1 protein-coding gene is annotated in these 290 nt (G+C 71.0%); it reads right to left on the bottom strand.

Annotated elements, in window-relative coordinates:
* Positions 1-290 (bottom strand): proteasome accessory factor PafA2 family protein (locus LO771_RS30355; RefSeq protein WP_230748378.1); only part of this gene is annotated, 290 nt, incomplete at both ends.

A 290-nucleotide genomic window follows, 5' to 3' on the forward strand; every position in this document is an offset into this window, starting at 1 on the left:
CGCCTCATCAGGTAGTTCTCGTGGCAGCCGTAGGAGGCGCCCTTGTTGTCGGTGTGGTTCTTGTAGAGGTGGATCGGCTGGGCGCCGGGCAGCTCCGCGGCGCGCGCCGCGGCGGCGGCCATGACCCGCTCGCCGGCCGTGTCCCAGAGCACGGCGTCGCGCGGGTTGGTGGTCTCCGGGGCGCTGTACTCCGGATGGGCGTGGTCGACGTAGACCCGGGCGCCGTTGGTCAGGATCACGTTCGCCAGGCCGATGTCCTCGTCGGTGAGCTGGCTGGAGTCCGCGACCTC

It is taken from the genome of Streptacidiphilus sp. ASG 303, assembly GCF_020991365.1.
Taxonomy (GTDB): domain Bacteria; phylum Actinomycetota; class Actinomycetes; order Streptomycetales; family Streptomycetaceae; genus Peterkaempfera.